We start from the raw sequence: 23,561 nt of genomic DNA on the forward strand, positions 1-23,561 counted from the left end.
GTAAGCGGGGTGTCGGGGGCGGGTTTGGCCACGTCGGACACCGAGAGCTACGGTGGGCGGTCGGCAATGATCGGCGTCGGGAGCCGGCGGAACGGCAGACCTGACCGTGCGAGAGGAGAGGATGAGCGTGCCCGAACAGGACGCGGTCGCATCGGCACCGCAGGTGGTGGGTTCCTTCCTGGAACAGCGCAAGGAGCAGATCGCCCAGCGCTGGGCCGACGCCCCCCTGTTCCGGTCGGTGTTCACCGTCTCCCGTGACGAGGCGGTCGAGGCGTGCAAGGCCGTCCTGGAGGCGCTGTCCGAGGTGGCCGCCAGCGGACGTCTGGAGGACATCGGGGCGCCCGGTTTCACGCCGGTGCGCGACCAGCTGGGGCGGATGACCCAGACCCGGGCCCGCGCCGGATCCACCCCGGCCCAGATCGCCGACGAGGTGGCCGCGCTGCGCGGCTCGGCGGTCGACCTGCTGCGCGAGGAGTTCCCCGACCCGGCCGCCCCGCGGGCACAGGAGTCCGCGCTGGCGCTGACCCTGCTGTTGTGCACCCTGCGCCTGGTGGTGATGGAGACCGCGCTGGACGCCAACGCGGACCTGATCGAACGGCAGCGGCAGCAGCTGCTCGAAGTGGCCACCCCGGTGATCAAGCTGTGGGAGGGCACGGTCGCCGTACCCCTGATCGGAACGCTGGACAGCGCGCGCAGCCAGGTCGTGATGGAGTCGCTGCTGGAGGCCATCGTCGACCAGCGGGCCCGGTACGCCATCCTGGACATCACCGGGGTGCCGACGGTCGACTCGCTCGTCGCCCAGCACCTGATGAAGACGGTGGCGGCGGCCCGCCTGATGGGTGCCGAGTGCATCGTCTCCGGGATCCGTCCGGCCATCGCGCAGACCATCGTGCAGCTCGGCATCGACCTGGGCACGGTGGTCACCCGTTCCTCGCTGTCCGACGCGCTGGCCTACGCGCTGGCCAAGCAGGGCATCGAGATCTCCCGTGCGGACGCGGGTGCGAGCGCACGGTGAACCAGCCGATCCCAGGTCAGGCCGCCCAGGTCCCGGTACTCGCCCTGGGCGACGTCCTGCTGGTCTCCCTGCAGGGCGAACTGCACGACGACATGGCCGAGCAGTTGCAGCACGACATCACCAGCCGTATCTCCACCAGCCGGGTGACCGGTGTGGTGCTCGACATCTCGGGCGTCGAGATCGTCGACTCCTTTCTCGGCCGCGTGCTCGCGGAGATCGCCTCCACGGCCAGCCTGCTGGCGGCCCGAACGGTCCTGGCCGGGATGCGGCCCGCCGTGGCGATCACCCTGGTCGAACTGGGGCTCACCCTGCCCGGTCTGGTCACCGCCCTGGACGTCGACCGTGCCATGGAACTGCTCACGCAGAGGGGGAGCTGATGCAGCCGTCCGGCCAAACAACCGCGACGAGCCTGCCCATCGGCTCGGACGCGGATCTGGCCTGGGTCCGGCAGCAGGTGCGGCAGTGCGCGGCGCAGCTCGGCTTCGGTCTGGTGCAGCAGACCAAGCTGGTCACGGCGGCGAGCGAACTGGCCCGCAACACGCTGGTGCACGGCGGCGGCGGGCGGGCTGAGCTCATCCCGCTGGACAACGGCCGTACCCGGGGCCTGCGGATGAGTTTCATCGACAGCGGTCCGGGCATCCGCGACCTGGAGCTGGCCATGACCGACGGATACACCTCGGGCGGCGGCCTCGGACTCGGGCTGAGCGGAGCGAAACGGCTGGTGCACGAGTTCAGCGTCGACTCCGAGCCCGGCCGGGGCACGACCGTCACGGCCGTCGCCTGGGTCAGCCCGGTGCCCGCGTCCCGCCCGGGGGTGGGATGAGCCGGGTGTGGGAGATCCCGGTGCACGACTCCACGCGGGTCCGGGACGCCCGGATCGCGGCGCGCGAGGCGTGCGGGCAGGCGGACCTGCCTCCCGGGCGTACGGCGGACGCGGAGCTGGTCGCCACCGAGCTGGCCACCAATCTGCTCAAGCACGCCGGTGGCGGCCTGATGGTGGTGAACCTCGTGGCGGCGCCGTCCGGTGGGGCGGGCACGTCGGTGCAGCTGTACTCGCTCGACCACGGGCCGGGCATCGCCGATGTCGGTGTCGCGCTGCGGGACGGCTGGTCCACCGCCACCGGCTCGCTCGGCGCGGGCCTGGGCAGCTGTCTGCGCAGCGCCAACTCCTTCCACCTGTTCAGCCTGCCGGGCCGCGGGACCGTGGCGGCGGCCCGGATAGACCCGGAGGCCGACCGGCGCGGGGCGTCCGGGGAGCCGGTGCCCGCGGGCGGGATCACGGTCTCCCTCGCGCAGGCCGAGCAGTGCGGTGACGCCTGGGCCTGGGCGCGCTCGGGGAGTCTGCTGACGCTGTTGCTCGCGGACGGTCTCGGGCACGGCGCGAAGGCCGCGCACGCCTCCGGCGCCGCGGTGGCGGAGCTGCGCCACTCCGCCCACCTGCCGCCGGTGGACCTCCTGCGCCGGCTGCACACGGTGCTCCGGCCCACCCGGGGCGCGGCGGTGACGGTGGCCCAGGTGGACGAGGAGCGGGCGGAGCTGACGTTCGCCGGGGTCGGCAACGCCGGCGCCCGGCTGCGCACCGGGGACTCCTGGTCGTCGCTCGTCACCCACCCGGGGATCGTGGGGGCGTATTTCCCGGCGCACGTCCCGGTGCGCCGGGTGCCGTGGCGCCGGGACAGTCTGCTCGTCGTGCACAGCGACGGTCTGCCCAGCCGCTGGAGCCCTCCGGAGGACCCCCTGCTGCTCGCCCATGACCCGTCCGTGGTGGCGGCGGCGATCCTGCGGGACGCCGGCAGCCCCGCCCGCCCCGTTCGCGACGACACCAGCGTGGCCGTACTGGCCCCCGACCGCCGGACCAGCGCCTATGACAGCCGCCTCTGAGAACTGGACCATCGCCACCGCCGCCGACGCGGCTCGGGCCCGTGCCGTGCTGGCCCGGCTCCTCACGGACGCCGGGGTGCCCGCGCTGGACCGGGTCCGCTTCCTCGCCGCGCTCGGTGCCCGGCTGCGCGGCGGCCTCGCCGTGGGCGGCACGGAGCTGACCGTGACCGCCGGCGCCGGCGGCGAGCTGCGGGTCGCCCTGGACGTCCCCGAGCCCTGGCGGCACGCCCTGGTCTGTCCCTCGCCGGTGGCCGCTCCGCCGTCCGGCCTGGAGGACGCCCCGCTCCCGGAGGCGCTGCTGGACGCCGACGCGGACGCCGCCGCCCTGCTGGGGCAGCTGACCGAGACGGAGGAGCTTCTCGGGTTCCACCGGGAGGAGCTGCACCAGACCAACCAGGGTGTGCTGGCGCTGCACGCCGAGCTGGAGGCGGCGGCGCTGGCGCAGCGCGAACTCCTCGACGCCGAGCGGGCGGCGCGCGCGGAGGCGGAGAACGCCCGCCGGCTGCTGACCTTCCTGGCCAACGCGAGCGCGGTCCTGAACGCGTCCCTCGAACACGAGGACATCCTGCGCCGGCTGCCGGAGCTGCTGGTCCCGGAGTACGCGCGGCACGTCGACATCTGGCTCGTGGACGACGATCCGACCCCGCCGGGCGAGCGGGCGGCGGCATCGGTGGCGGCGGCCCGCACCGGCCGCCCGCAGCACGCGGGTCCGCACCCGGGCGAGCTGCCGGGCGTGGACGACCTGCCGGCCTCGGCGCTGTCCCCGGACCGGTCGCTGCTGTGCCTGCCGCTCGGCGCACGTACCGTGCAGGGCGTGCTCACGCTGGCCGCGCCCGGCGACCGGTTCGACCCGGACACCACCGTGATGCTGCTGGAGCTGGCCCGGCGGGCGGGCATCGCCCTGGACAACGCCCGCCAGTACGAGCAGCACCGGGACGTCGCCGAGGCCCTGCAGCGGGCGCAGCTCACCGACCTGCCCGCCACCCGGGGTGTCGACCTGGCGGCCCGCTACCTGCCGGCGACGCACGGTCTGAACATCGGCGGCGACTGGTACGACGCCTTCCCGCAGCCGGACGGCAGTGTGCTGGCGGTGATAGGGGACGTCACCGGCCACGGGCTGCGCGCGGCGGTCATCATGGGCCAGCTGCGCACCGCGCTGCGCGCGTACGCCGTGGAGGGCAACGGGCCGGCGCGGATCCTCACCCTGCTGCACCGGATGCTCCGCCACCAGCAGCCGGAGCTGTACGCGACCTGTGCGATCGCCCGGTTCACGCCCGGGGAGCCCGGGGTGGTGTGGGCCGCCGCCGGGCATCCGCCGGCCGTCGCGCGCGGTCCCGGGGGCGAGGTGCGGGTGCTGGAGGCCAAGCCGGGGATCATGCTCGGGGTTCCGGTGCCGTACACGTACGAGGAGCACACCCTGGAGTTGCCGGCGGGTTCCACGCTCGCGCTGTACACGGACGGTCTGGTGGAGCGCCGGTCCGCCGGGATCGACGCGGGCATCGACCGGCTGGCCCAGGCGATGGGTGCGCTCGGCGGTGCGGATCTGGTGGATCTGAACGCGGCGGCCGACGCGTTGCTCAAACCGATGCTGCACGACTCCGAACACGACGACGACATCTGCCTGTTGTTGTGCCGCACCACCGGGGAGTGACCCGGCTCGGCCGCCTCGCGCCGGCCCCGCTCGGGGGCCGGCGCCACTCGGAGAAGGTCGGAGCGCGGTGCGCCCCGGCCGGCCGGGTCAGGCGGCGGACGGGAAGCGTTCCCAGACCCGGTGGGCGGCCAGCAGCCGGGTGAGCTGCTGGAGCACGGTGGTGGCGGTGTCGCCGTCGACCACGCCGGGCGCGTCGAGCGGGATGCCGACCGCCTCCAGCGCGACCTCCCCGCCCTTGGCGGCGCCGATGGCCTTCCCGTGCCGGTACGCCTCGGCCAGCAGCAGCCCCACCCGCGGGTCGGGTGTGGCCTCGCGGAGGCTGGGCTGGCCCGCCTTGGCGTCCCGGGCGCCATAGGCGTCGGCCCCCACCCCCGGGGTGCCGGCCACCAGCAGCGCGTCGAACTCCACGGAGCGCGCGGTGGCGTAGGTCCGCTGGACGGTCAGGGCGTCCGTGCCGTCGCCGAGGGTGCCGCCCGCCGGTGCGACGACCAGCGGGACCATGCCGCTGTCCAGCACCGCCTGGCGTACGGCCCGTACCCCGTCGAGGTCGCCGTCGGGACCGGTGATGATGCCGATGATCCGGCCGTCGGTGGGCCAGGTGTGCCCGACCTGGGAGAGGGCGGGGCTGGGCTCGACGTCGGCCAGGGGCACCGTGGGCCGGGGCGCGGGCAGGCCGAGACCGGCGGCGACGCCTGCGCACAGCTCCGGGTCGATGTTCGCGAGGACCTGCAACGCGCGTTCCCTGACGGCCTGTTCGTAGCACTTGCCGAGTTCGAAGGAGTAGGCGCCGATGATGTGCTCGCGCTCCACCGGGCTCATGCTGAGCCAGAACCGGCGCGGCTGGCTGAAGTGGTCGTCGAACGACTCGGGTGCCTCGCGCACCTTGGTCGCCTCGGGGACCCGTACGGGCGTCTCGACGTACGCGCCGTCGAGGGACGCGCCCGGGGTGAAGGGGCAGCCGCCGTCGAGGGAGTTGGGGCGGTAGGGGGCCGTGCCCCGGTGTACGGCGGTCTGGTGCATGCCGTCGCGCAGCATGTCGTTGACGGGTGCGTGCGGCCGGTTGATGGGCAGCTGCGGGAAGTTGGGGCCGCCCAGGCGGGTGATCTGGGTGTCGAGGTAGGAGAAGAGCCGGCCGGCGAGCAGCGGGTCGTCGGTGACGTCGATGCCGGGGACGAGGTGGCCGACGTGGAAGGCGACCTGCTCGGTCTCGGCGAAGAAGTTCGACGGGTTGCGGTTGAGGGTGAGCAGCCCGATCGGCTGCACGGGGGCGAGTTCCTCGGGGACGATGTTCGTCGGGTCCAGCAGGTCGATGCCCTCGAAGGTCTGGTCGGGGGTGTCAGGGAAGGTCTGGATGCCGAACTCCCACTCGGGGTAGGCGCCCGCCTCGATGGCGTCGGCGAGGTCCCGGCGGTGGAAGTCGGGGTCGACGCCGTTGATGATCTGCGCCTCCTCCCACACCAGGGAGTGCACGCCCAGCTTCGGCTTCCAGTGGAACTTCACCAGGGTCGTCCGGCCCTCGGCGTTGACCAGGCGGAAGGTGTGGACGCCGAAGCCCTCCATCGTGCGGTACGAGCGCGGGATGCCCCGGTCGGACATGTTCCACAGGGTGTGGTGGGTGGCCTCGGTGTGCAGGGTGACGAAGTCCCAGAAGGTGTCGTGGGCGCTCTGGGCCTGCGGGATCTCCCGGTCGGGGTGCGGCTTGCCGGCGTGGATGACGTCCGGGAACTTGATGGCGTCCTGGATGAAGAAGACGGGGATGTTGTTGCCGACCAGGTCGAAGACGCCCTCGCTGGTGTAGAACTTCGTCGCGAAGCCGCGGGTGTCGCGGACGGTGTCGGAGGAGCCCCGGGAGCCGAGCACGGTGGAGAAGCGGACGAACACCGGTGTCTCGACGTCCTCGGCGAGGAAGGCGGCCTTGGTGACGTCGGCGGCGGTGCCGTAGCTGCGGAACACGCCGTGCGCGCCGGCGCCGCGGGCGTGGACCACGCGCTCGGGGATGCGCTCGTGGTCGAAGTGCATGATCTTCTCCCGCAGGTGGTGATCCTGCAGGAGGACCGGTCCGCGGGGGCCGGCCTTGAGGGAGTGGTCGGTGTCGTACAGCCGAGTGCCCTGGGCGTTGGTCAGATAGCTGCCGCTCTGCGCCATCCGGGCCTGGTCGGCGCCGGTCGGCTGTCCGGTGGGCGAGACGGTGTCCGGGCCGGTCTGGTCGGGCTTGGGGGGCAGCGGGTCATGGGGTTCGGTGGGTTCGGCGACCGACGGCGACCGGGATCCCGGCTTCCCCGGGATCCCGTCCTCGGGGCCCGCGGGTTCACCGTGCAGGGCGTCGGCCACCTTGTCCGCCGCGCGCTTCAGGGGGTTCGTCTCGCTCATCAGTACCTTTTCCTTCGCTGGGTCACGGGGGTGGGCCCGGCATGGGCGAGGTGGGTGCCCGATGCGGTGGCCACGCCGGGGCGGGCGCCGACACCAGGGCATATCCGTTTATCAGGCCAATCCATAACGAAAGGGTCGCCGGTGGCCCCGGTACCGGGGTCCCCGGGCCGGGGCGTCCGAAACCGGGAATCACGGGGGATTTCCGGTCGGGGTGAAGTCGGGCCGTCTCGTATCGAGTTGCCGGGAGGCGGGCCCGCCGGACGCGCTGGTCCGACCCGGTGACCACCGGCAGGGCCGAGCGCCCCCTGCCGAGGACGTGTCCGTCCGTCCGCAGGGCCGGCTGCTTGACCCGGGGCAGACGGGAAACCCGGCCGCCCGCACCCGCCACCCTAGGCGCAGACCCCGCCCGGCGCAGTTCGGGCGGCCACGTGCCGGAGCGGCGCGGGCGGCCCGGGAGCCGATCCGGTCGGGGGCGGGTCGGGACGCGGAGCGTCTCCAGGGAGGGGTCCGCCGCGCCCGCGATGAGGACGCCGTGGGTGACACCGCCGCTCAGGTGGTCGAGGACCTCCGCGGTGATCACCTCGCCGGGCGCGACGACCGGCACGCCCGGCGGGCAAGGGCAGACCCTTTCGGCCCATCTCGGCGGCGGCACGGCCCGGCCCGCTCGGCGGGTAGCTGTTCAGCCGGTCCGATGAAGGCGTCGCGGGGCAGGACGGCCTGTTCGAGTTCGCGGACGTGGGGCGAGGACGTGGGGCGAGCGGGGCCGCCGGGTGCTGCCGGCGGTGGTGGAGGCGCCGGCCTGCACGGCCGACGGCCTGCCACGCGCGGCTGCGCGGCCGCGCGTGGCAGGACCCGGGGGCCTCCGGGCGGTGGCCGGAGGCCGGCCGGGGCCCTTACGGGAAGGACGTCACCTTGGACGGGACCGTGTCGGTGCCCGAGGTGGGTGCGCCGGTGCTGTTGACGACGTGCGCGTACTGGCCCTTGCCGCCGAGGCTGATCACCAGCAGGTCGTGCATCCTGATCCCCGGGCGCACCGGCACCTGGAAGCCGTGCGCCTGCACGATCGACGGGTCGGCCGTGTAGTTGCAGTAGCTGCCCAGGCCCCATGCCTCGTGGGTGGTGACGGAGTCGTCGACCTTGTAGGCCGCGTAGCCGGTGATGCCGTCGTGGGTGATGGCGGCGGCGTTCGGGGCGTCGTACGCCTTCTCGTTCTGGAAGAAGATCGTCCGGCCGCGTTCTCCGCTCCAGTAGACGTCGTACTTGTTGAAGTGCTCCACGAACAGGCCGGTGGCGAGGACGTCGTCGCCGTTCACGCGCAGGCCGTAGTCGGCGCGGTTGGTGTCCCAGCCGACGCCGTCGCCGTGGTCGGCGCGCCAGAGCCAGGTGTGGTCGATGACGACGTCGTCGCTGTTCACGACCACGGAGTTGGTGGCGAGCGCGGGTCCGGCGCCGCCGACGCGGACGAACACGTCCTGCATGGTGGTGGGGTCGGCGGAGTGGTCGGTGTGCGTTCCCGGGGCGCCGATGCGCAGCAGGGTGTCGGACTTGACGGGACCGGCGTCGATCAGGAACCCGGCGAGCCGCACGCCGTCGACGTCGGCGACGTGCATCGCGTCGACTCCGTTGTCCGGGACCAGGGTGGCGAGGCCGAGACCGAGGACGACGGTGTCGGGGCGGGTGACGTCGATGGTCTGGTCGAGGTGGTAGATGCCGGGGGTGAACAGGAGGTTGAGGCCCTGGGCGAGTGCCGCGTTGATGGTGGCGGCGGTGGCACCCGGCTTGACGACGTAGAACCGGTCGAGCGGCAGGGACGTGCCCGCGTTCGCGGGCCAGGAGACACCCCGGGCGTTCGTGCGCTTGGCCGGGACGAACACCTTGTAGGCGGAGCCGTCCAGGTAGAGGAAGGGCTTCTCGCGGGAGACCGGGGTGGTGTCCAGGGTGGTGTACGGGCCGCTGTCGAAGTTGGTCGCGGGGGCGCCCTGGACACCGGAGAACGTCATGTTCCACACGCCGTTGGTCCAGCCGCCGACCGAGCTGTCCCGGGTGTACCACTGCTGCTGGGAGTACGGACCGACCGTACCGTCGATCTTCGAGTCCGCGATGTAGCCGCCGGAGGCCCAGCCGTAGCCGTTGGGGGCGAGGTTGAGGCCGCCCAGGACGTGGATCCGGCGGAAGGGCGCGGCCTGCGCGACGGCCCAGCGGTCGGTGCCACTGACCGGGTTCAGGGAGAGGTTCTCGGCCGAACGCCAGAAGTTCTGGGTGGCGTTGCCATTGAACCAGCCGGCGTCGACGGTGACGTCACCGTTGATCCGGGTGTCGTCGGGGTTGAGGCCGAGGCCGGAGATCGAGGTGTAGAAGCCGAGTTGGGCGTTGATGCCGTTGTAGGTGCCGGGCTTGAGCAGGAACTGGTAGCGGCCGGTGCCGAACTGGGCCGACTCCTGCCGGGCGAAGACGTCGTCGAACTTCTGCTGGAGGCCCGGGGTGGAGGGGTCGACGACGATGACGTTCGGGCCGAGGTCTCCGCCGCCCTGGACGGGCGGGACGCCGGTGGTGCCGGTGTGCACGGCGACCTCCCACAGGGAGTAGCCGTAGCCGGTGCCGCGGGCGGTGCCGTAGACGCGCACGTACCGGCCGGAGCCGGTGACGTCGTAGGACGCCGTGCCGCCGGTCGCCGCGGTGACGGTCTTGAGGGTGTTCCAGCTCTGGCCGTCGGTGGAGGCCTGGAGCTGGAAGTCCTTGCCGTAGGCGGCCTCCCAGTTCAGGTCGATCCCGCACAGGTCCTCGACGGCGCCGAGGTCGATCCGGAGCCACTGCGGGTCGGCGGCCTGGCTGGACCAACGGGTCGTGGTGTCGCCGTCGACGGCGGCGGAGGCGGGCGTGCCGGCGTTCTCGGTGGAGGAGGCCGTGGCGGGCCTGCCCTGGGCGGCGTTGGCGGTGCCGCAGCCCGGCCGGCCGCCGTCGGCGCTGCCGAACACCTGGAACTCCCAGAGGGAGTAGCCCCATTGCGTGGCGCGGTGCACGCCGAGCATCCGTACGTAGCGGCCCCGGCCGGAGACGTCGAGGGTGTCGGAGCCGCCGTCGGAGCCGGTGACGGACTTCAGGTCGGTCCAGGTGGTGCCGTCCGCGGAGATCTGGACCTTGTAGTCCTTGCCGTAGGCGGCCTCCCAGTCGAGGACGACGCGGTCGACGGTGGCGGTGGCCCCGAGGTCGACGCGGATCCACTGGTCGTCGCCCGCGGCCGAGGACCAGCGGGTCCCGGTGTCGCCGTCGACGGCGAGGGCGGCGGCGGTGCCGCTGTTCTCCTGGGACGAGGCGGTGGCCGTCTTCCCCTGGGACAGGGGGGTTTCGGCGGCGGCGGCCGAGGGATGTGTGGTGGGCAGGGCGATCAGCGCTGCCGTGGCGGCGAGCGCGACACCCAGGGATCTCAGTCTCATACGGCGGCTCCAGACGAGGGCGGGGTCGACACGCCTGACCCCACGGCTTAGTTCATGTTTTGATTTAAGGGATGAACCAAGCGGGCCACAAGACGTCGGACACCAGATTCCTTCAACCGCCGGTTCGGGCCGGGGACTTCGCTCAGAGGCGCAGACCGTGGCCGCGGCCCAGGATCAGACACGGGTCGTGGCGCCGTTTGGCGTCCGCGAAGGCCCGCCAGCCGGTGCCGTGGTGCTCCCGCCAGTCGGCGGCGGACAGCGGCAGGGCGTTGACCGGATAGGCCACGGCGCCGGCGGCCCGGGCCAGGTCGTGGGCGGCGCGGTTGGCGGCCACCATCCGGGCGGCCGTCCCGGGGCTGTCCGGCGGAGCCGTGCGCAACAGGGCGAACAGCCACAGGACATGGCCCGCCGGGCGGCGGAAGAGGGGTGCGCGCAGCCGGTCGGAGCGGAGCGGGTAGAGCAGGACGAGGCCGGTGGTGCGCAGGTCGGCGAAGGCCGGGTCGGCGAGCACGGAGCGGACGACGTGTTCGGCGGTTCCGTGCGGGAGGAGCAGGTTGAGCCAGGGGTGCGGGTGCAGCCACTCCCCCGTCGCGCGGAGCGTCTCCTCGTCCGTGTCGACGCGGTGGGCGAACTCGGCGTACCCGAGGTCGGCCGTCTCCAGGGTGGCCGGATCGTGGGCGAGTCCGTCGAGCAGGCGGCCGTCGTCGGGCGGGCGCGGGCCGTCGTGCGGGGCCACGGCCTCGATCATGTACCGCCAGCCGCGGTCCCCGACCGGGCGTGCCTGGCCCTCCAGGTAGGTGAAGCGTCCTTCTTCCGCGAGCCGCCGCTGGTCGGCGAGGTAGCGGGGCAGGTCGTCGTAGAAGAGGCAGTACCGGCGGACGCGTTCGGGTGCGGGGACCAGGCGCAGGGTGGCCCCGACGATGACGGCGCACTGGCCGAGTCCGGCGAGGACGGTGTGGAACAGCGCGGGGACCCGGTCGGGCGAGCAGATCCGGTGCTCCCCCGCTCCGGTCACCACTTCGAGCTCCCGCACCTGGTCCGCGACCAGGCCGTGCCGGTGGGTGGCGCCGCCGAGGCCGCCCGCGGAGAGGACTCCGCCGACGCCCGCGCCCAGGTAGTCGGTGAGGACCGGGGGTGTACGGCCGTGCGGCAGGGTGGCGGCCAGCACGTCCCGCCACAACGCGCCCGCCTGTACGGTGACGTGACTGTCTGTCACCGGTCCGACGCGGTTCAGGTCGCCCAGGTCCAGGACGATCCCGCCGCCCGCCTGGCTCTGGCCGTACAGCGAGTGGCCGCCGCCGCGCACACCGACCGGGAGGTGCCGGGGCCCGGCGAACTCCAGCACGTCCTGGATCTGTGCGGCGGACCGCGGGCGCAGCACGGCCAGCGGAGCCTCCCGCACCAGGTGCCCGAAGTCCCGCGCGGCGTCCCGCAGGGCCTCCGGGCGGGTGTCCAGGGCCCGGCCGAAGCGGGCGGCGAGGTCGTCGGCCAGGGTCATGCGGGCATCACATCAGACGGCGGCGCGCCGCGTCGAGACGGCCCGCGGCCGGCTCAACGGGGCGCTCGGCACGGGGCCGGCTCAACGGGGCGCGGGCCGCTGACGCCTGAACGGGTACAGCAAGACGGCGTGGGTCTCGCCGTCGGCCGCCGCGATCAGCCCGCCCGCGCCGGTGCCCGGTTCGCCGTACAGGCCGGTCACCGTGCGGCCGGCCGGCCCAGGGCGATACCGGCGGCGAAGTGCACGCTGTCCGCCGGGCCCTCCCCTCCGCGTCAGGTCGGCTTCGGGTGACGGCGCCCTCGCGCCGGCCCGAGCGGGGAATGGTGCGTGCGGCTGCGAGGCGGAAGAGGCCGTCGACGCGGCCGTCCCGGCGTTCAGTGCGCCTCGGTCGGGGCCATGGACAGCGGGGTGTCCCAGGCCAGTTGGCGGAGCAGCCGTTCGTCCGGCTCGGTGGGGCGGGCCGCGACCGGTGCCGTTCCGGACGGCGTGCGGGTGCCCCGGGAGAGGCCGCCGCTGACGGTGATGTTGTGCTCGACGCGTGGGCGGCGGTGCCGTTCGTACGCGGTGCACGCGGCCTCGGTGTCGGGCAGGTCGCGCAGCGCCTTGGCCAGGACGACGGCGTCCTCCAGGGCCATCGAGGCACCCTGGCCGGTCGCCGGGGAGGCGGCGTGGGCCGCGTCGCCGACGAGCAGCACCCGTCCCGTGTGCCAGGCCGTGCCGAGGGGCAGCTCCGTGGCGTTGGTGACCATGATCGCCCCGTCGGCCGTCTCGACCAGACCGGCGGCGGGCGTCGCGTCCTCGCGCAGCAACGGCAGCAGACGGGAACGCAGCTCGGCGGCGGGCGCGGCGGGCGCCCCGGCGGGCAGCGGCTCGCCGCCGGCACGGGCGAACCAGTACGTCTCCCCCGCCGGGGACACCGCGTACCCGAACGCGGTCGCGCTGCCCCGCACCATGGTGATGGCGCCCTCCGGGCCGGGAGCGGGCGCGGTGCCGGTGTAACCGTAGTAGACGCGCTGACCGGCGTACGCGGGGCGTACCTCGGGCCGGAGCAGCCGGCGTACGGTCGAATGGAGTCCGTCGGCGCCGACGAGCAGGTCCCCGGTGGCGGTGGTGCCGTCGGCGAAGTGGGTGGTGACGGCGTCCGGTCCGTCCGTCACGGACACCAGGCGGGCGCCGTGGCGCAGCCGGATCCCGCGCCGCAGGGCCTCGCCCTGGAGGGCCGCGTTGAGTTCGCCGCGGCGCAGACAGCGGTAGCGCAGGGCGGGGTCGTCGGCCTCGCCCAGCGGCTGGTGCGCGACCTCGGTGCCCCGGCTGTCCAGGAGCCGCAGGGAAGTCAGCGGAAAACCGACGGCGGTGACGGCGTGCGTGGCACCCAGCTCGGCGAGCGCCCGCATGCCGTTGCTCGCCAGGGTGAGGAAGGCGCCGATGTCCTCGGCCGTGTCCGGGTGTGCCTCGAACACGGTCACGTCGAGACCGGCCTTGTGCAGGCCCAGGGCGGTCGCGGTCCCCGCGATGCCACCGCCGATCACCAGTACCCTCATCGCATCCGCTCCGGTCACCCGCCACTCCCCCGCGCCGCCCGCGGTCATGACCATCTAAGGGCAGCGGGGGGCCTGCCGGGGGTGGTAGGCGGTGGGATTCGGACAGTCGGACAGGGGTGGCGAGCAACCGCAGGCCGGGGGCGGGAGCCGGCGGACGTGGCGGGGGAGCCGGTCCCGAGGCGCGTGGCCGGGTGGTGCGTGCACCGGCACGCCCCCCGTGCTCGGGGGTCGCCGCCGGTGAAGTGGGTACGCCCGGGTCATGCGGGTGAGCGTGGTGGACGCGGGTTCGAGAACGGTCCGGTTGGTGATCGCAGACGTGGAGGGGGGCGTTCCGCTGCCGGTGCACACCGTGAAGTGGAAGCTCCGCCTCGCCGAGCGGGTCGGCCCGGACGGCACGATCGCCGGCGAGGCGGTGGACGAGCTGGTGAAGGCGGTGGCCGCGGCGGGCGCCACGGCCCGGCGGTGGCATGCGGCGGGCCCGCTGGCCTTCGCCACCGCCGTGGTCCGCGGCGCGCCGAACCGCCACGAGGTGCTGCAACGGGTGGCGTCCGGTACCGGTATCCGCATGTGCACCCTGCCCGGCGAGACGGAGGCCGAGCTGACCTTCCTGGCGGCCCGCCGCTGGCTCGGCTGGAAGGCGGGCCCGCTGGCGCTGCTGGACATCGGCGGCGGCTCGCTGGAGGTGGCCTTCGGCCGGGGCCGGCTGCCCGACTTCGCCGCGTCGTTGCCGCTCGGTGCGAGCCGGCTGACCCGGGAGTACCTGGGCGTCCAGGATCCGCCCGCGCCGGGCGAGCTGAAGGAGCTGCGCCGCCGGATCCGCCACGAGCTGCGGGACGTGGCCTCGCGGATCCGCTGGGAGCGTCCGCGTACGGCGGCCGTCACCTCGCGTACGTTCCAGCAGCTGGCCCGGTTGTGCGGGGCCCCGCCGGGGCGGTACGGGCCGTTCGTGGACCGGGAGTTGGCCTGCCGGGACCTGCGCGGGGCGGTACGCTCCCTCGCCGGGCTGTCCGCCGTCGAACGCGCCCGGCTGCCCGGGATCTCGGCGCCGCGCGCCGCCCAGAGCCTGGCCGGGGCGGTCGTCGGACACACGGCACTGAAGCTGATGGGCCTGAAGCGGACCGTCGTCTGCCCCTGGGCGATCCGTGAGGGTGTGCTCCTGCGCTATGTCGAGGACGGCTCCGACTGGTGGACGGACGCCACGGGCGGGACGGCCACCCCCGCGCCGGCCCTGGCAGCCGGCCTGCGCATCGCCGGTCCGCCCGCCTGACCGGGGCGGGAGCGCTCCGGTTTCAGCCGGCTGTACGTCCCCGATGGCCGCGCCCCGGCACAGGCCCTAGCGTCGGACCATGCAGTCGCCCCGCGACGAGCCTGCCGTGGACACGGTGTCCGGTCTGTCCGCCGGGCCGGTCGCGCTGGCCTGGCTGACGCAGTTCCTGGTGGGAACCGACCTGTTCGTGGTGGCGCCGCTGCTCCCGCAGATCGCGGCGTCGTTCGCCGTCTCCGTGGCCGGCACCGGCCTGCTGGTCACGGCCTTCTCGGTCGCGTACGTGGTGGCGTCGCCGTTCGCGGGCTGGGTCTGCGACCGATGGGACCGGGCTTCGGTGCTGGTGGTGGCGCTGGTGCTGTTCTCCGCGGCCAACGTCGGCACGACGCTGGCGCCGGGTTTCGGTGTCCTGCTGCTGGCCCGCGTGGTGGCCGGTCTCGCGGCCGCCGCGACCGGCCCCACGGTGTACGCCCTGGTCAGCACCCGTGCCCGGCCCCAGGCCCGGGCGCAGCTCCTGGCCGTGGTCGGCTCGGGCCTGCTCACCGCCCTGTGGGTGGGCGCACCGGCCGGCTCACTCCTGGGGCGGTACGTGGGCTGGCGGGCGGCGTTCGTCATCCTGGCTGCGGGCACGTTCCTGCTGGCGTTCCCCCACCTGTTCGCCTGGCGGGCCCGCCGTCCGACGCCGACGGGGACCGCGGTACCGGAGCGGGACGGGGGACCCGGCACGGGCGCACCGGCACCGGAGCCGAAGGGACGCCCTGGTCCGGGCGAGCCTCCCGGCGCGGGCACGGCGCCACCCGGGCCCCCCACCCGGCCCCCCGGCAAGGGGATCGCCGTAGCCGCCGTAGCCGTGACGACCCTGTGGGCGTTCTCGGTGTACAGCCTCTACACCTTCCTGGCCGTCGCGCTGCACTCCGACGGCCGGGCCGCCGCCGTGCCGTGGCTGCTGGTCGTCTACGGCGTCGGTGCCGTCGTCGGCGGGCAGGTGGGCGGCCGGTACGCGGACCGGGCCGATCCGGTGCGGGTCACCAGGTCGGCACTGGCGCTGATGGCGGTCCTGGAAGCCGTCGTGGCGCTGGTGTTCCCCCTCACCGGGGTGCTGGCCGGTGCCCTGGCCCTGTTCGCGCCCGCCGCGTACGGCTTCTTCCCCGCCCAGCAGCGCCATCTGGTCGACGTGTTCCCCGAGCGGGCGACCGCCCTGTTGTCGTGGAACAACAGCGCCCTGTTCGTGGGCCTGTCCCTGGCCGGTGCGGTCGGCGGTCAGCTCGTGCACGCGCTGGGCTATCCCGCGCTGCTGTGCATCGGCGCCGCGGTGGCCGTGCCGGCCTGTCTGATCGCCCGCGGCCGGCCCGGGCCTTCGGTCGACGCCAGGTAAAGAAGTCGCATGGTCTAGTCCAAAGCACACTTTGGTCTAGTCCAACTTATTGACGTGGCCGCAACAGCTCCCGGAGGGTGGGGCTCCCCGCTTCGGGGTCCCCGCACTTTCCACCCTCTGGAGGCAGACGTGAGACGTCTTCGGGCATGTCTGGGCGCGGCGGCGGCCGTCACCCTCGCCGCCGTCGGCGCCACCGCACTGGTCGCGGGCAACGCCTCGGGCGCGACCACCGCGCTCGCCAACCGCTGGTACGCCGCCGCCCCCTATCTGATGCCGCTGGACAACGACCCGCCGGACCCGGGCGCCATCATGGACGCCACCGGTCTGAAGGCCTTCCAGCTGGCGTTCGTCCTGGCCCCCAACGGCGGCGGTTGCACGCCCACTTGGGGCGGCACCGCGCCGGTCTCCTCGGACACCGCCGTCCAGTCGGCGATCGCTGCCATCCGCGCCAAGGGCGGCGACGTCTCCGTCTCCATCGGCGGCTACGGCGGCACCAAGCTCGGCCAGGCCTGCGCCGACCCGGCGTCCACGGCGGCGGCCTACCAGCAGGTCATCACCAAGTACGGGCTGCACGCCGTCGACTTCGACCTGGAGGAGCCGGAGTACGAGAACAGCGCGGCGATCCACAACGAGATCGGCGCCGCGAAGATCCTCCAGCAGAACAACCCGGGGCTGTACGTCTCCGTGACCACGGCCGGTACGGCGGACGGCACCGGCTGGTTCGGCAAGCAGATGCTGCTGGAGGCCAAGTCGCAGGGGTTCACCCCGAACAACTTCTCCATCATGCCGTTCGACGGCGGCTTCAACGGCGCGGCGAGCCAGACCGCCGCGCTCACCAACTTCAACTCCGTCCTCCAGTCCACGTTCGGCTGGGACCAGGCGACCGCCTACGCCCATGAGGGCTTCTCGGGCATGAACGGCCGTAGCGACACCGGCGAGTTCTTCACGCAGGCCGACTTCCAGACCGTCCTCGACTACGCCACGAGCCACCACATGGACCGGTTCACCTTCTGGTCGCTGAACCGCGACCGGCAGTGCACCCCTGCCGACAACGGCGGTCGCACCTCCGGCACGTGTTCCAGCGTGCCCCAGAACGCGTGGGACTTCGCGAAGTACTCGGTGCAGTTCGCCGGAGCCACCCCGCCGAGCACGACCCCCACCCCGACTCCCACGCCGACGCCGACGCCGGGCTCCTGCAAGCCGGCGTGGAGCGCGAGCGCGGTGTACACGCAGGGCAACGAGGTCTCGTACGGCAAGCACAACTGGAAGGCGAAGTGGTGGACCCAGAACGAGGTGCCCGGCGCCTCGCAGTGGGGACCCTGGCAGGACGAGGGCGCCTGCTGAGGTCTGCCGCCACTCTTGACGTGTCTGGTTCAGACCTTTAGCTTCTCGGGTCATCGACGACCAAGGATGCGTTCAACGTTCACCATGCTGAACGCATCCCGGTCCGACGAAAGGACCCCCACATGAACCGGTCACGGCTTCTCACGGCGACGGCCACGGCGGCCCTCGCCGTCGCCCTCACCGCGCTCGGCACCGGCGGCGCGAACGCGGCAGACCCGCACGTCGCGCCCGGCGGCAACTTCGACCTGTCCGTCTGGCAGCTCCAGGAGCCCGTCGGCTCGCCCGGCTCCCCGACCACCATCCCCTCGTCCCGGCTCCAGGGCGCCAACGGCTACCAGGACCAGTACTTCTACACCGACACCCGCGACGGCGCGATGACGTTCTGGGCGCCCGAGAAGGGCGTCACCACACCGAACTCGAACTACGCCCGCTCCGAGCTGCGCGAGATGAACCGCGACGGCAGCGCGGCCGACTGGCCGCTGAGCGGCTCCCACCGGCTGAGCGCCACCCTGCGGGTCGTCTCCGTGACCAAGAACGTGTGCGTCGGCCAGATCCACCTCGGCTCCGGCGGCTCCTCCACCAAGCCGCTGGTGGAGCTGTACTACCACGCGAACGGGGACATCGTCCTCGGCACCGAGGACTCGCCGTCCGGCGGCCAGACCCAGCACCCCGTCGGGCACGTCTCCGTCGGCAAGACGTGGACCTACACCATCGCCGTCTCCGGCGGGAACACCGTCGAACTGACCGTGAACGGCAGCACCAGCCGCTACGCCATCCCGTCCGCCTTCAAGCCGTACAAGCAGTACTTCAAGGCCGGGTCCTACAACCAGTCCTCCTCCGACAGCACCACCGCCGGCGCCCGTGTGGCGTTCTACGGGCTGACCGTCTCCCACGGCTGACCACGGCCGACCGCGGCCGACACCGGGTCCGACCTGCGCGACTGGTGCAATCGGCAGGACGGTCGTAGCGTCGGGGGCACGCGGTCGGACACAGTACGACGGGTGGGAGCGACCATGCGCGGATCACTGGTGGGAACGGCGGTCACCCTGGCGGCCGGAGCCCTGCTCACAGCGTCCATGACCACGGCCACGGCGAGTCCGCCGGTCACCGCCGCCGCTCCTCCCGCCCACACCGGCGCGGCGCGGCCCGTCCTGGTCGACTGCCTCTGGCACCGCACCGTACGGCCCGGCGACTTCATCCTGGCCTGCGGTGACGGCAACAGCCGGCTGACCGGACTCCACTGGTCGCAGTGGAGTCCGGGCGGCGCCACCGCGGTGGGCGTGAACATGGTCAACGACTGCAAGCCGTACTGCGCGGCCGGCCGCTTCCACGCGTACCCGGTGACCGTCCGCCTCGACGACGCCAAGCCCTGGAAGAAGCACCCGGGCGTCCAGCACTACACCCGGATGAGCCTGACCTACCCCAAGGACCGTCCGGAGGGCTTCCAGCAGGTCATGACGTATCCGCTCTGGGACTGACGGTCCGGGCCCCGGGCGTCACCCGGGCGCGCCCGGTGGGGCGCCCGGCGGTGGGCCGCGCGGGCGATCCCGCGGCCCGGCTCCCGCCACCGGCGACCCGTCCCCCGTCATGTTGGTGTGGCCCCGCACGCCGGCGCCCCGCGCGCCGACCGAAAAGAGGTCACATGCCCCGACTTCCCCGCCTGACCGGTGTCGCCACGGCCGCGCTCGCGCTCGGCCTGGTCGCCGCCGCGCCCGCCACCGGCGACGAGCCCCTCGTCACGGACGCGAGCGTCCTCACCCACTTCGACCTGGCCGCCGGGCAGACACCCGAGAACATCGTGCTCGACCGCGACGGTTCCGCCGATCTGACCCTCGCCTTCGCCCGGCAGATCGCCCATGTCACCCCCGACGGCCGCACCAGCGTCCGCGCGACCCTGCCCGCCGTGGCGCACCCGGCCACCCCGCTCGTGCACCGCGCCGCCGTCACCGGCATCGCCCGCGCCCACGACGGCACGCTGTACGTCGGTTACGCCACCGGCACCGACGCGACCGGCATCTGGCGCCTCTCCCCCGACGGCGGCGCGCCGCGGCGGATCGCCGCGCTGCCGGCCGACGGGCTGCCCAACGGGCTGGCCCTGGACGAGCAGCGAGGCGTGCTCTACGCGGCCGACTCGGTGCGCGGCACGATCTGGCGCGTCCCGCAGGCGGGCGGCACGGCCACGGCGTGGGTGGCGGGAAGGGCGCTGGCCCCGCTCCCGGCGCCGCCGGCGCACGGCTTCGGCGCCAACGGCATCAAGATCCGCCGGGACGCCGTGTGGGTGTCCAACAGCGACCGGGGCACCCTGCTGCGCATCCCCGTCGGCTCGGACGGCAGCGCCGGACCCGTCGAGACCCGGGCCGACGCGCTCCCCGGCATCGACGACTTCACCTTCCCCGGGCACGGCCGGAGCGTGCTGGCCGCGCTCAACACCGGCAGCAGGGTCGTCCTGGTCCAGCCGGACGGCACCGTCACGGACGTGCTCACCGCCCGGGACGGCCTGTCCAACCCGACCTCGGTGGCCGTCCGCGGCCGGACCGTGTACGTGCCGAGCGCCGCCTTCACCACCCGGCGCGACCCCAACCTGCTCCTCTCCCACCTGCGCCACCTCATCGGGCGCGGATAGGCGCTTCGCACCGGACACGCGCGGCGGGCCGACGGACCCGGCCGGCCGCGCGGGGCGCCCGGCGCGTCAGACCAGTTCGGCCAGCAGGTCACCGCCCTCCACCTGCTGGATGCGGGTGATGGCCAGCCGGGAGACGCGGCCCGCCTTGGGAGCGGTGATGGTGGCCTCCATCTTCATCGCCTCGATGGTGGCGATCGTGGCGCCGGCCGCCACCTCCTCGCCCTCGGCGACGGCCAGGGTCACCACACCGGCGAAGGGTGCCGCGACATGGCCCGGGTTGGAGCGGTCGGCCTTCTCGGTCACCGGGATGTCGGAGGCCGCCGCGCGGTCACGGACCTGGATCGGGCGGAGCTGGCCGTTCAGCGTGGACATCACGGTGCGCATACCGCGCTCGTCGGCCTCGCCGATGGCCTGCAGCTCGATCAGCAGCCGGACGCCGGGCTCCAGGTCGACGGCGTACTCCTTGCCCGGGCGCAGGCCGTAGAAGAAGGCCTTGCTGTCCAGCACGCTGGTGTCGCCGTACGACTGCCGGTGCGTGTCGAACTCGCGGGTCGGGCCGGGGAACAGCAGCCGGTTGAGGGTGGCCCGCGGGTCCTTGGCCAGGCCCTCGCGGTCCTCGGCGGACAGCTCCGGCAGGGGCCTGGCCGCCGCGCGGCCCTGGAGTGCCTTGGTGCGGAACGGCTCCGGCCAGCCGCCGGGCGGGGTGCCCAGCTCGCCGCGCAGGAAGCCGATCACCGAGTCCGGGATGTCGAACCTGTCGGGCGTGGCCTCGAAGGCGTCCGGGGAGACGCCGGCGCCGACGAGGTGCAGCGCGAGGTCGCCGACCACCTTGGAGGACGGGGTGACCTTGACCAGCCGGCCGAGGATGCGGTCGGCGGCCGCGTACATCGCCTCGATGTCCTCGAAGCGGTCGCCGAGGCCGAGGGCGACGGCCTGGGTGCGCAGGTTGGACAGCTGGCCGCCGGGGATCTCGTGGTGGTAGACCCGGCCGGTCGGCGAGGCGAGGCCCGCCTCGAACGGGGCGTAGATCCTGCGGACACCCTCCCAGTACGGCTCCAGGTCGCCGACGGCCTGGAGGTCGAGGCCGGTGGGCCGCTCGGAGTGGTCGGTGGCGGCGACGATCGCGGACAGCGACGGCTGGGACGTCGTACCGGCCATGGAGGCCACCGCGCCGTCCACCGCGTCGGCGCCGGCCTGGATCGCGGCGAGGTAGGTGGCGAGCTGGCCGCCCGCGGTGTCGTGCGTGTGCAGGTGCACGGGCAGGTCGAACTCGCGGCGCAGCGCGGAGACCAGCCTGGCGGCGGCCGGGGCACGCAGCAGGCCCGCCATGTCCTTGATGGCGAGGACGTGGGCGCCGGCGTCGACGATCTGCTCGGCCAGGCGCAGGTAGTAGTCGAGGGTGTAGAGCCGCTCGCCGGGGTCGTTGAGGTCGGCGGTGTAGCAGAGGGCGACCTCGGCGATCGCGGTGCCGGTCTCGCGTACGGCGTCGATGGCGGGGCGCATCTGGCCGACGTCGTTGAGGGCGTCGAAGATGCGGAAGATGTCGATGCCGGTGGCGGCGGCCTCCTGTACGAAGGCGTCGGTCACCTCGGTCGGGTACGGGGTGTAGCCGACGGTGTTGCGGCCGCGCAGCAGCATCTGGAGGCAGATGTTGGGCACGGCCTCGCGCAGGGCGGCCAGCCGCTCCCAGGGGTCCTCGGCGAGGAAGCGCAGGGCGACGTCGTAGGTGGCGCCGCCCCAGCACTCCAGGGACAGCAGCTGCGGCAGGGTGCGGGCGACGACCGGGGCGACGGCGAGCAGGTCCTTGGTGCGCACCCGGGTGGCGAGCAGGGACTGGTGGGCGTCGCGGAAGGTGGTGTCGGTGACGCCGATGGTCGGCGACTCGCGCAGGTGCCGGGCGAAGCCCTCGGGGCCGAGGTCCACGAGGACCTGGCGGGAGCCGGCGGGCGGCTCGCCCGCCGGCAGCGGGGGCAGCTTGGTCAGCGGGTCGAGCAGATCGGGCCGCCGGCCGTGCGGCTTGTTGACGGTGACGTCGGCGAGGTAGGTGAGCAGCTTGGTGCCGCGGTCGGCGGAGGAGCGGGCGGTCAGCAGGTGCGGGCGCTGCTCGATGAAGGAGGTCGTGACCCGGCCGGCCTGGAAGTCGGGGTCGTCCAGGACCGCCTGGAGGAACGGGATGTTGGTGGCGACACCGCGGATGCGGAACTCGGCGACCGCGCGCCGGGCCCGGCCGATCGCGGCGGGGAAGTCGCGGCCCCGGCAGGTCAGCTTGACCAGCATGGAGTCGAAGTGCGCGCTGATCTCCGTACCGGCGTGGGTGGTGCCGCCGTCGAGCCGGATGCCGGAGCCGCCCGGGGAGCGGTAGGCGCTGATCCGGCCGGTGTCCGGGCGGAAGCCGTTGGCGGGGTCCTCGGTGGTGATGCGGCACTGGAGGGCGGCGCCGCGCAGGGTGACCGTGTCCTGGGAGAGGCCGAGGTCGGCGAGGGTCTGGCCGGAGGCGATCCGCATCTGGGCCTGGACCAGGTCGACGTCGGTGACCTCCTCGGTCACGGTGTGCTCGACCTGGATGCGCGGGTTCATCTCGATGAACACGTGGTTTCCGGCGCGGTCGAGCAGGAACTCCACGGTGCCGGCGTTGCGGTAGCCGATCTCGCGGGCGAAGCGGACGGCGTCGGCGCAGATCCGGTCGCGCAGCTCCGGGTCCAGGTTGGGCGCGGGGGCCAGCTCGATGACCTTCTGGTGGCGGCGCTGCACCGAGCAGTCCCGCTCGAAGAGGTGGATCACGTTGCCCTCGCCGTCGGCGAGGATCTGCACCTCGATGTGGCGGGGCTCCACGACGGCCTTCTCCAGGAAGACGGTCGGGTCGCCGAACGCGGACGCGGCCTCGCGGGAGGCGGCCTCGATGGACTCGCGCAGCTGGGCCGGGTCCTCCACGCGGCGCATGCCGCGCCCGCCGCCCCCGGCGACCGCCTTGACGAAGACGGGGAAGCCGATCTCCTCGGCTGCGCGCACCAGTTCGTCCACGTCGGTGGAGGGCTGGGAGGAGCCGAGCACCGGTACGCCGGCCGCGCGGGCGGCGGCGACCGCGCGGGCCTTGTTGCCGGTCAGCTCCAGCGTGGCCGCGCTCGGGCCGACGAAGGTGATGCCGGCCTCCTCGCAGGCGCGGGCCAGTTCCGGGTTCTCCGACAGGAAGCCGTAGCCCGGGTAGACGGCGTCGGCGCCCGCCCGGCGGGCGGCGGCCACGATCTCCTCGACGGAGAGGTAGGCCCGCACCGGGTGCCCCGGTTCCCCGATCTCGTACGCCTCGTCGGCCTTCAGCCGGTGCAGCGAGTTGCGGTCCTCGTGCGGGAACACGGCGACGGTTCGCGCGCCGAGTTCGTAGCCCGCCCGGAACGCGCGGATCGCGATCTCTCCACGGTTGGCGACCAGCACCTTGCGGAACATCCTGGATTCCCTTCAGCTGCCCTGCCGGCGACGAACACCCTGGTGTCAGCCACGCCCTGCCGTACTCGCGGCCACCCTAGGGGGTGCCCGCACGGGTCGAGGTGCGAAAACCATCACACCGGCG

The 23,561-nt window shown here is 73.6% G+C and carries 16 protein-coding genes; 11 read left to right on the top strand and 5 right to left on the bottom strand.

Annotation, left to right across the window (positions count from 1 at the left end; all coding sequences use genetic code 11):
- The first annotated feature begins 121 nt into the window (after positions 1-121).
- The 5 genes from ACZ3ZD_RS12675 to ACZ3ZD_RS12695 are packed head-to-tail and all read left to right on the top strand — an operon-like array spanning position 122 to position 4,547.
- Positions 122-1,015: an STAS domain-containing protein gene (locus tag ACZ3ZD_RS12675; protein ID WP_467395951.1), complete on the top strand. Its 894-nt coding sequence runs from the start codon at positions 122-124 to the stop codon at positions 1,013-1,015.
- On the top strand, positions 1,012-1,392 hold the full coding sequence (locus ACZ3ZD_RS12680; RefSeq protein ID WP_467395953.1) for an STAS domain-containing protein: 381 nt from the start codon (positions 1,012-1,014) through the stop codon (positions 1,390-1,392). Before ACZ3ZD_RS12675 ends, ACZ3ZD_RS12680 begins: the two co-directional genes overlap by 4 nt.
- Positions 1,392-1,838, top strand: a complete 447-nt coding sequence (locus ACZ3ZD_RS12685; RefSeq protein WP_467395955.1) for an anti-sigma regulatory factor — start codon at positions 1,392-1,394, stop codon at positions 1,836-1,838. Before ACZ3ZD_RS12680 ends, ACZ3ZD_RS12685 begins: the two co-directional genes overlap by 1 nt.
- Positions 1,835-2,896 (top strand): SpoIIE family protein phosphatase, encoded by a 1,062-nt coding sequence (locus ACZ3ZD_RS12690; protein WP_467395957.1) that lies wholly within the window; start codon positions 1,835-1,837, stop codon positions 2,894-2,896. Before ACZ3ZD_RS12685 ends, ACZ3ZD_RS12690 begins: the two co-directional genes overlap by 4 nt.
- Positions 2,880-4,547: a PP2C family protein-serine/threonine phosphatase gene (locus tag ACZ3ZD_RS12695; protein WP_467395959.1), complete on the top strand. Its 1,668-nt coding sequence runs from the start codon at positions 2,880-2,882 to the stop codon at positions 4,545-4,547. Before ACZ3ZD_RS12690 ends, ACZ3ZD_RS12695 begins: the two co-directional genes overlap by 17 nt.
- A gap of 87 nt (positions 4,548-4,634) precedes the next feature.
- Here the strand turns inward: ACZ3ZD_RS12695 and ACZ3ZD_RS12700 are convergent, their stop codons facing one another.
- The 4 genes from ACZ3ZD_RS12700 to ACZ3ZD_RS12715 form a co-directional block, all read right to left on the bottom strand.
- Positions 4,635-6,917, bottom strand: a complete 2,283-nt coding sequence (locus tag ACZ3ZD_RS12700) for a catalase (protein WP_467395961.1) — start codon at positions 6,915-6,917, stop codon at positions 4,635-4,637.
- Between the two features lie 893 nt (positions 6,918-7,810).
- Positions 7,811-10,351 (bottom strand): discoidin domain-containing protein, encoded by a 2,541-nt coding sequence (locus ACZ3ZD_RS12705; RefSeq protein WP_467395963.1) that lies wholly within the window; start codon positions 10,349-10,351, stop codon positions 7,811-7,813.
- A 142-nt stretch (positions 10,352-10,493) separates the two neighbouring features.
- Positions 10,494-11,849, bottom strand: coding sequence for an FAD-binding protein (locus ACZ3ZD_RS12710; protein WP_467395965.1), 1,356 nt, complete (start codon positions 11,847-11,849; stop codon positions 10,494-10,496).
- 374 nt (positions 11,850-12,223) lie between these two features.
- On the bottom strand, positions 12,224-13,390 hold the full coding sequence (locus tag ACZ3ZD_RS12715; RefSeq protein WP_467395967.1) for an FAD-dependent oxidoreductase: 1,167 nt from the start codon (positions 13,388-13,390) through the stop codon (positions 12,224-12,226).
- A 259-nt stretch (positions 13,391-13,649) separates the two neighbouring features.
- Here ACZ3ZD_RS12715 and ACZ3ZD_RS12720 point away from each other — a divergent pair, with 259 nt between their 5' ends.
- The 6 genes from ACZ3ZD_RS12720 to ACZ3ZD_RS12745 all read left to right on the top strand — a co-directional run bounded on the left by ACZ3ZD_RS12720 (position 13,650) and on the right by ACZ3ZD_RS12745 (position 19,996).
- Complete coding sequence (locus ACZ3ZD_RS12720; protein ID WP_467395968.1) at positions 13,650-14,657, top strand: Ppx/GppA family phosphatase; 1,008 nt, start codon at positions 13,650-13,652, stop codon at positions 14,655-14,657.
- A gap of 79 nt (positions 14,658-14,736) precedes the next feature.
- Positions 14,737-16,029, top strand: coding sequence for an MFS transporter (locus ACZ3ZD_RS12725; RefSeq protein WP_467395970.1), 1,293 nt, complete (start codon positions 14,737-14,739; stop codon positions 16,027-16,029).
- Between the two features lie 129 nt (positions 16,030-16,158).
- A complete protein-coding gene (locus ACZ3ZD_RS12730) occupies positions 16,159-17,373 on the top strand; it encodes a chitinase (RefSeq protein ID WP_467395972.1) in 1,215 nt (404 codons plus the stop codon).
- A gap of 122 nt (positions 17,374-17,495) precedes the next feature.
- On the top strand, positions 17,496-18,272 hold the full coding sequence (locus tag ACZ3ZD_RS12735) for a polysaccharide lyase family 7 protein (protein ID WP_467395974.1): 777 nt from the start codon (positions 17,496-17,498) through the stop codon (positions 18,270-18,272).
- A gap of 114 nt (positions 18,273-18,386) precedes the next feature.
- Positions 18,387-18,851, top strand: coding sequence for a hypothetical protein (locus ACZ3ZD_RS12740; RefSeq protein ID WP_467395976.1), 465 nt, complete (start codon positions 18,387-18,389; stop codon positions 18,849-18,851).
- Between the two features lie 164 nt (positions 18,852-19,015).
- The gene (locus ACZ3ZD_RS12745) at positions 19,016-19,996 is read left to right on the top strand and encodes an SMP-30/gluconolactonase/LRE family protein (RefSeq protein WP_467395978.1); all 981 of its coding nucleotides are present in this window, start codon (positions 19,016-19,018) and stop codon (positions 19,994-19,996) included.
- A 66-nt stretch (positions 19,997-20,062) separates the two neighbouring features.
- Here the strand turns inward: ACZ3ZD_RS12745 and ACZ3ZD_RS12750 are convergent, their stop codons facing one another.
- Entirely contained in the window at positions 20,063-23,437 is a 3,375-nt protein-coding gene (locus tag ACZ3ZD_RS12750; protein WP_467395980.1) for a pyruvate carboxylase, read from the bottom strand.
- Positions 23,438-23,561 lie beyond the last annotated feature (124 nt).

It is taken from the genome of Streptomyces sp. NPDC023481 (genome assembly GCF_055560195.1).

Coding starts and splice junctions, on each gene's coding strand:
- ACZ3ZD_RS12675 (WP_467395951.1), top strand. CDS start 122: ATGAGCGTGCCCGAACAGGACGCGGTCGCATCGGCACCGCAGGTGGTG.
- ACZ3ZD_RS12685 (WP_467395955.1), top strand. CDS start 1,392: ATGCAGCCGTCCGGCCAAACAACCGCGACGAGCCTGCCCATCGGCTCG.
- ACZ3ZD_RS12690 (WP_467395957.1), top strand. CDS start 1,835: ATGAGCCGGGTGTGGGAGATCCCGGTGCACGACTCCACGCGGGTCCGG.
- ACZ3ZD_RS12695 (WP_467395959.1), top strand. CDS start 2,880: ATGACAGCCGCCTCTGAGAACTGGACCATCGCCACCGCCGCCGACGCG.
- ACZ3ZD_RS12700 (WP_467395961.1), bottom strand. CDS start 6,917: ATGAGCGAGACGAACCCCCTGAAGCGCGCGGCGGACAAGGTGGCCGAC.
- ACZ3ZD_RS12705 (WP_467395963.1), bottom strand. CDS start 10,351: ATGAGACTGAGATCCCTGGGTGTCGCGCTCGCCGCCACGGCAGCGCTG.
- ACZ3ZD_RS12710 (WP_467395965.1), bottom strand. CDS start 11,849: ATGACCCTGGCCGACGACCTCGCCGCCCGCTTCGGCCGGGCCCTGGAC.
- ACZ3ZD_RS12715 (WP_467395967.1), bottom strand. CDS start 13,390: ATGAGGGTACTGGTGATCGGCGGTGGCATCGCGGGGACCGCGACCGCC.
- ACZ3ZD_RS12720 (WP_467395968.1), top strand. CDS start 13,650: ATGCGGGTGAGCGTGGTGGACGCGGGTTCGAGAACGGTCCGGTTGGTG.
- ACZ3ZD_RS12725 (WP_467395970.1), top strand. CDS start 14,737: ATGCAGTCGCCCCGCGACGAGCCTGCCGTGGACACGGTGTCCGGTCTG.
- ACZ3ZD_RS12735 (WP_467395974.1), top strand. CDS start 17,496: ATGAACCGGTCACGGCTTCTCACGGCGACGGCCACGGCGGCCCTCGCC.
- ACZ3ZD_RS12740 (WP_467395976.1), top strand. CDS start 18,387: ATGCGCGGATCACTGGTGGGAACGGCGGTCACCCTGGCGGCCGGAGCC.
- ACZ3ZD_RS12745 (WP_467395978.1), top strand. CDS start 19,016: ATGCCCCGACTTCCCCGCCTGACCGGTGTCGCCACGGCCGCGCTCGCG.
- ACZ3ZD_RS12750 (WP_467395980.1), bottom strand. CDS start 23,437: ATGTTCCGCAAGGTGCTGGTCGCCAACCGTGGAGAGATCGCGATCCGC.